Source organism: Streptomyces spiramenti (assembly GCF_012034385.1).
Taxonomy (GTDB): domain Bacteria; phylum Actinomycetota; class Actinomycetes; order Streptomycetales; family Streptomycetaceae; genus Streptomyces; species Streptomyces spiramenti.
Genome location: NZ_JAAVJB010000274.1, coordinates 1 through 5,775 on the forward strand (window position 1 = coordinate 1; position 5,775 = coordinate 5,775).

At 72.1% G+C, this 5,775-nt stretch carries 6 protein-coding genes; all 6 read right to left on the bottom strand.

Translation table 11 applies throughout. The features are described from left to right. Positions 1–11: 11 nt before the first annotated feature. Genes HCJ92_RS21385 through HCJ92_RS21410 form a run of 6 tightly spaced genes read right to left on the bottom strand, consistent with a single transcriptional unit; the run spans position 12 to position 5,395 of the window. A complete protein-coding gene (locus HCJ92_RS21385; RefSeq protein ID WP_167935251.1) occupies positions 12–1,280 on the bottom strand; it encodes a cytochrome P450 family protein in 1,269 nt (422 codons plus the stop codon). Positions 1,281–1,284: 4 nt separating this feature from the next. Then, positions 1,285–2,580 carry a cytochrome P450 gene (locus tag HCJ92_RS21390; RefSeq protein ID WP_167935252.1) on the bottom strand — a complete coding sequence of 432 codons (1,296 nt, stop codon included), beginning with the start codon at positions 2,578–2,580 and terminating at the stop codon, positions 1,285–1,287. Further along, on the bottom strand, positions 2,577–3,176 hold the full coding sequence (locus HCJ92_RS21395) for a GTP-binding protein (RefSeq protein WP_167935256.1): 600 nt from the start codon (positions 3,174–3,176) through the stop codon (positions 2,577–2,579). The genes HCJ92_RS21390 and HCJ92_RS21395 overlap by 4 nt, the downstream gene beginning before the upstream one ends. Beyond that, positions 3,157–3,513 carry a DUF742 domain-containing protein gene (locus HCJ92_RS21400; protein ID WP_167935253.1) on the bottom strand — a complete coding sequence of 119 codons (357 nt, stop codon included), beginning with the start codon at positions 3,511–3,513 and terminating at the stop codon, positions 3,157–3,159. Before HCJ92_RS21400 ends, HCJ92_RS21395 begins: the two co-directional genes overlap by 20 nt. Then, entirely contained in the window at positions 3,510–3,917 is a 408-nt protein-coding gene (locus HCJ92_RS21405) for a roadblock/LC7 domain-containing protein (protein WP_167935254.1), read from the bottom strand. The genes HCJ92_RS21400 and HCJ92_RS21405 overlap by 4 nt, the downstream gene beginning before the upstream one ends. Continuing rightward, entirely contained in the window at positions 3,914–5,395 is a 1,482-nt protein-coding gene (locus tag HCJ92_RS21410; protein ID WP_167935255.1) for an ATP-binding protein, read from the bottom strand. The genes HCJ92_RS21405 and HCJ92_RS21410 overlap by 4 nt, the downstream gene beginning before the upstream one ends. Positions 5,396–5,775: the final 380 nt, after the last annotated feature.

Here is a 5,775-nt window from a genome sequence, read left to right on the forward strand (position 1 = left end):
CAGCGCGGCCCTCAGGCCGCGCTGGTCCGCAGGGCCGCGGCCCGGTCCAGGTACACCGGCAGGCTCTGGTGCCCGTTGGAGATCAGCGACGGCAGCGGCTGGAGCTCCTCCGGTTCCACGGCCAGCGCCAGCTCCGGGTGGCGGCCGAAGAGGGTGCTGAGCGCGACGCGGCCCTCGATGCGGGCGAGCGGCGCGCCGACGCAGTAGTGCACGCCGTGGCCGAACGCGAGATGCTCGCGGGCGGCGGCCCGGCTGATGTCGAACTCGGCGGCGGTCTCGCCGTGCACGACCGGGTCACGGCCGGCAGCGGCGTAGTTGATGACGATCGCCTCGCCCTGGGCGAAGTGGATTCCCGTCACCTCGTCGGTCAGGTCGTTGACCGCGAACCGCAGGATGATGCTGGCGATCGGCGCCTGGTGGCGCAGCGTCTCCTCGACCACCGAGTCCCAGGAGACCTCGCCGTTGACCGCCATCTCCCGCTGTTCGGGGTGGAGCAGCAGGTTGGTGATGCCATGGTCGATGAGGTTGACGGTGGTCTCGTGCCCGGCGCCGATCAGGACCAGCAGGCTGTCCCGCAGTTCCTGGTCGTCGAGGGCGCCCTCGGCACGGGCGGCGATGACCGCCGAGGTGACGTCGTCGCCCGGGGTCTCGGTCTTCAGCTCGATCAACTCGTTGAGCAGGCGGTACGTCTCGACCGCGCCGGCCGCCGCCTCCTCGGGGCTGAGGTCGGTGGCGAAGAGCGTGCCGACGGCGTCCCGGAACTCGTCGTGCAGGCTCTCCGGCACGCCGAGGAGGGCGTTGACCACCAGCAGCGGCAGCCGCCAGGCGAACTGGTCGCGGAGGTCGACGGTGCCGTTCTCCGCGTCCGGCCGCAGCTCGTCGAGGAGGGCGTCGGTCATCTGCTGGACCTGAGGTTCCAGCGCCCGTACCCGGCGCGCGGTGAACGCCGCGGCGAGCGGCTTGCGCAGGCGGGTGTGCTCGGGCCCGAACGCGGAGAGCGCGTTGCGCACGTCGACCCAGATGCGCAGCGGCCAGCCCTCCGGTATGCGGCCCTCCCGGTAGGCGGGCCAGTGCTGGTGCGCGTCCTTGGACACCTCCTTGTGCGCGAGGAGCCGACGGATCAGGCCGGGGTCGGTCACCGACCAGGCCGGGATGTCGCCGGGGAGGAGGACACGGACCGCGGGACCGAGGTCGCGCAGTGCCGTGGCCTCCCCGTGTATGTCGGAGCCGGAGCCGTCGAGTGGGTAGGGGCCGCTGCCCTGGGACGCCTGTGCGGTCATCGGTTCACCTTTCGGAGGAGGCGAGCGGGGAGGTGGGCTGGAAGTGGACGAGGAGCTCGGTCAGGCCCGAGTGGTAGGTGCCTGGCCGCCGCGAGATGTCCCCGGCGAACGTCAGCGGCTGGAGCCGGTCGAGGATGCGCTCGATCGCCGTCTCGGTGATGATCCGCGCGAGGTCCGGCGCCGGGCAGGCGTGGACCCCCGCGGAGAACGCCAGGTGCCCCCGGTTGCCTGCGCGGGACCCCGGGGCGATGCCGAGCGCCGGGTCCGAGTTGGCGGCGGCGAACGACACCAGCACGGGGTAGCCGGGGTGGATGGTGATGCCCTCGTAGGTCTGGTAGCCGAGGGCGTAGAGCGGGCTGTAGTTCGCCATCGGCGGGTCGTTCCAGAGCACTTCGTCCACGGCGTCGGAAACCGGCTGCACGCCGTCGTGCACGTTTCCGGCGAAACGGGAGTCGGTGATCATCCGCAGCAGGCCGTTCATGATGAGGTTGCTGCTCGGGGTGGTGGAGGCCCCGATGACCAGGAGAATGGTCTGGATCATCTCCTCGTCGTCCAGACCGGCCTCGTGCTGGAGGAGCCACGAGGTGACGTCGTCCGCGGGCTCACGGCGCTTGAGGTAGACCAGTTCCAGGTTGGACGCGTGCACGTTGGCGTTGGCCTGCGCCGCGTCGGTGCCGTCGAAGAGCTGGCCGATGGCCTGCACGATCCGGTGGCCGAGTTCGTCGGGGCAGCCGAACAGCTTGATGAGGGTCATCATCGGCAGCGGGTCGGCGTAGCGCGGCACCAGGTCCGCCCGGCCGTCGGCGCAGAAAGCGTCGATGAGCTGGTCGGCGATGGCGGTGACGGTGTCCGCCAGCGCGTGGGTGTCGACCTTCTCCAGGCTGCCGGTGATCGCCCGGCGGTGCCGCGCGTGGGCGGGGCCGTCCATCCAGAGCGCGTTGTCGCGCGGCCCCATCATCATCGCCGCCGGGCTGTCGGCGGGGACGTGGCCCTCGCGCAGCGCCTGCCAGTGCCGGGGGTTCTTGGCGAACCGGTTGGGAGTGTTGCGCAGCAGGTAGAGCGCGGAGCGGTAGGTGGTGGTCAGGTACCCGTAGACGCCCGGTGAGATCTCCACCGGCGCGATGGGTCCCTGCGCGCGCAGCCGTTCGTAGGTGGCGCGCGGGTTGGCGCTGAACCCCGGGCCGTAGATCGGCAGCGGGTGGTCCGGGGGCGGCTCCTGGGTCGCGGTGGCGACGTGGCCGGCCGTGTCGTTCGCGGACCGGTGGGCCGGGCACTGCCCCCCGGACGGGTCGGTGGTCATGCGATGGTCTCCGGGGTGAGGGTGAGCACGTGTCGGGTCAGCGTGATCAGCGCGTCCGTCGAACTCCGGTGCTCCCGCGCGTCGCAGATGACCAGCGGGGTCTCCGGTTCGAGGTCCATCACCTCGCGCAGCCGCTCGACGCTGTGCTCGGGCGCGTTGTCGAAGCGGTTTATCGCGATGGCGTAGGGCAGATCGAGGTCCTCGATGAGCTCCAGGATCGGGTAGGTGTCCTCCAGCCTGCGGGTGTCCACCAGCACCAGGGCGCCGAGCGCGCCGAAGGCGAGGTCCCGGAGGACGGGGAAGAACCGGGGTTGGCCGGGCGCGCCGAAGAGGTACAGCACCAGGTCGTCCGTCAGCGACAGCCGGCCGAAGTCCATGGCCACGGTGGTGGAGGTCTTGTTCGGCAGGTTGGTGTGGTCGGTGTCGATGCTGGCGGACGTCATCACCTCCTCCGTGCTCAGCGGAGCGATCTGCGAGAGCGAGTGCACGAAGGTGGTCTTGCCGGCGCCGAAGTGACCGGCTATCAGGATCTTCACCGTCCGCTCGTCACCGCGCAGCGCCGGCGCGGTGCGGTGGTCAGAGGCGCTGGAGTCCAGCAAGGACTTCCTCCAGTAGCTTGCGGTCGAGGCGGTCCGACCGGGTGATCGACCGCTGGGTGGTGATGTGTCCCCCGCTCATCAGGTCGGCGAGCAGTACGCGCAGCACGGACAGCGGGAGCCGCAGCCGGGCGCCGAGTTCGGCGACCGACTGCGCGCTCGACGCGAGCAGGTCCAGGACGTGCCGCTGCTCCGGTGAGAGTCCGCCGCGGCCCGGCCCGGGGTCGGGCCGGGTGATCAGCGTGATCGCGTCGAAGTGGTTGCGGCTGGGCGTGGACCGACCACCGGTGACCACGTAGCTCCGGACCAGCCCGTCACGCGGGCGCTCGCCGCTCACGCGCCGCCAACCGGGGCCTGACGCGGCGCCAGCCCGAGTTCCTGGCCGACCCGGTCGATGGTCTTGCCCATGCGGAACGACATCGCCTCGATGTCGACCTCCCGGCCCGCGGAGACGACCAGGAAGGTGCCCTCGCCCGCCGCGACGATGAAGATGAACCCGTTGCCGAACTGCACGAGGGTCTGCTCCCAGGGGTCCTCACCCCCGCTGGCGAAGACCGCGGCTGCCCGGCTGAGCGACTGGAGGCCGGAGGTCAGCGCGGCGACGGAGTCGCCCAGGTCGCGGTCGACGCCCTCCGAGGTCGCCGTCATCAGACCGTCCGCGGAGAGCAGCACGGCGTGCCGGGCGTGCGGGACGCTCACCAGCTCGTCGAGGATCCAGCTCAGGTTGGGCGCGGGGTTCACAGGGTGTTCTCCTCATCGTGGTTGGAGGTCGAGCCACGCACGAACGCGGCGAAGGCGCGTCCGGCGTCGGGGGCGGGGGGACGGCTCGAAGGCACCGTGGGCCGGCTGCGGCGGTGGGAGCCACCGCGCTGCCGCCGCCGGACGGGGAGGCCGTCCTCGGCGACGGGGTAGGGGGCGTGCCTCTCCCTCTCCTCGTGGTCGCCGCCCTGCGGGGCGGCGGGCTCCGCGGCGGCGTACGGCGAGTGCTGGTGGTGCGCGGCCGGCTGCTGCTGGGACGGCAGCTCCGGGGCCGCCTGATGCGGCGCCGCGACATGGTCCTCGTAGGGATTGGGCGCGGCGACGTGGGCGGGGACCGGGGCCGGCTGCGCGGAACGCTGCGGGAGCGGCTGGGGCGCCTGCTGCGGCTCGGCGGCGGCGGGCCGGGCCGCGGGCTCCGGGAGCGGCGGCATCTGGCTCATCGGCCGGGACGGGGCCGACGGGGCTGCGAGCAGTTCGCGGGGGATGTGCAGTACGGCACGAACGCCTCCGTGGACCGATTCCTGGCCCACCTGGACGCGCAGGCCGTAGCGGGACGCGAGCATGCCGACGCCGGCGAAGCCGAAGCGCGGCGGGTTGCGCATCTCGGTGAGCCGTACCGGTTCCTGGCCGGTCAGCAGCCGGCCGGCGCGGTCCCGCTCCTCGGGGGTGAGGCCGATACCGGCATCGTCGATGACGATGCTGATGCCGTTGTGCGCGGAGACGAAGCCGACCTCGACCTCGGTGCCGGGCGCCGAGTGGCGGGCGGCGTTGTCCAGGAGTTCGGCGACGGCGAGGACCACGGGCTCGACCACGCGGCTGGTGACGTGCTCCGTGGGCTCGCCGGTGACCCGCACGCGGCGGTAGTCGCGGATGCGGGAGACGCCGCCCCGGACGACCTCCAGCAGCGGGGAATCGTCACGCTGCCGTCCCGGCCAGGAGCCGGTGAGGACGGAGACGATCTGGGCACGGCGGGCCAGCTGGCTGCAGGCGTGGTCGATCGGGATGAGGTCGGCGAGGACCTTGTCGCTGTGGTGGCCCTCCAGCATCGCGGTGATGGCGATCTGCTGTTCGGCGACGAGTGCCTGGAGGGACTGGGTGACGGCGCGGACCGATGCCTGGGCGACGCTCTCGGCCTTCTCCGTGATCTGCCGCTCCGCTCGCCGGGCGGACTCACGGGCGATGACGGTGATCGCCTGGAGGGCGCGCTCCTGGGCGCGCGCGAAGTCGGTCTCGGCGAGAGTGGGGTGCAGCGACGGACCGGGCCGGCCCTTGTCCGCGAGGCGGCGCAGCCGGGTCTCGACGAAGTGGACCGCCTCTTCGTCCCGCGCGGTGATCTTGGCCTGAGCCTGGCGCAGCTCCGACTCGCGGACACGGGCCAGCCGTCTCCAGCGCAGAGCCAGGACGAGCGTGACGGCCAGGAGGACCGCCAGTGTCAGCGCACCGACCTGTATCAGGGTCATCTGTTCCTCATGGGTTGGCTGGCGAGGTCGCACGGGATGCGCGCGGGCGCGTGGCGGTGTTTCCTCGGGTACTGACGTGGGGGGGGCGGTACTGACACCATCGGCCATGTGGGTGGCGCATCCGCCGGAACCCTATCTCTTCGAAACCGAGTGACCACCCCGCGTGCATTACCAGAGGATTTGACTGCGAACGACCGCACTGGGCGCCATATCTGACTGTGCGTCAGATAGTGATGGTGGAGTGCGAACGGTGGCCTGTCGACCGTTTCGACACGGTCGGGGCGCACGGCGGTGGCGGGGCGGCGGGCCGACCCGCGAGGACCGCGGGCGGGCCGCGAACGGCCCGGGCGGCGGGACCGGGCCGGCGCGCTCGGCTGGTG

What these genes read in the sequence shown, in the direction of transcription:
- HCJ92_RS21385 (WP_167935251.1), bottom strand. Translation starts at nt 1,280, where the DNA reads ATGACCGCACAGGCGTCCCAGGGCAGCGGCCCCTACCCACTCGACGGC.
- HCJ92_RS21410 (WP_167935255.1), bottom strand. Translation starts at nt 5,395, where the DNA reads ATGACCCTGATACAGGTCGGTGCGCTGACACTGGCGGTCCTCCTGGCC.
- HCJ92_RS21390 (WP_167935252.1), bottom strand. Translation starts at nt 2,580, where the DNA reads ATGACCACCGACCCGTCCGGGGGGCAGTGCCCGGCCCACCGGTCCGCG.